The organism is Massilia sp. 2TAF26 (genome assembly GCF_052115005.1).
In the GTDB taxonomy this organism is placed as follows: domain Bacteria; phylum Pseudomonadota; class Gammaproteobacteria; order Burkholderiales; family Burkholderiaceae_D; genus Telluria.
In genome coordinates, this window is the sequence record NZ_JBFRFV010000095.1 from 1 (window position 1) to 546 (window position 546).

Genomic DNA, 546 nt, shown 5'->3' on the forward strand with positions numbered 1-546 from the left:
CGCCACTTTCGCGCCTTAACATTCCGGTTTTTTCGGCGATACGTTGCTGCGCCGCCACGACCGTCTCCATATTCGACTCGATGTACTCCATCGTGGTCAGCGGGCTCTTGTGTCGCATGACCTCCTGGACGGTGCGTAAGGTGGCTCCTGCTTCAAGTAGCAGCGTCGCAAAGCTGCCACGCAGGCGGTGTGGCGTAATGCCGTTGACGCTGCTTTTCTGGTTCGCGATATGGATAACGCGCCGGGCAAACCCACTGCCAAAGCGGTTGCCATCCGCGCGAGGGGCGATCAGTCCCGAGTCTTTTCGCAGTGGCGCCAGATGTTCAAGCAGCCATGCCGGCAGCGGGACCGGCACGGCTTCCCGCCCTTTCGTTTCGCCAGGGGTGTAAGTGCCGCGCTCCCAGTCCATCCATTCCCAGCGCGCGCCAGCGGCCTCTGCTTCGCGCAGACCGGCGCCGAACATCATGCGGATTGCCGTCCCCATCGACTTGTTGCTGGCCGCCGCGTCCACTTCGGCCAACCAGACGGTGACGACCTGCATTGGCA

The 546-nt window shown here is 62.8% G+C and carries 1 protein-coding gene; it reads right to left on the reverse strand.

Annotation, left to right across the window (positions count from 1 at the left end; genetic code table 11):
• Positions 1–546 (reverse strand): tyrosine-type recombinase/integrase (locus AB4Z32_RS27600; protein WP_442124998.1); only part of this gene is annotated, 546 nt, incomplete at both ends.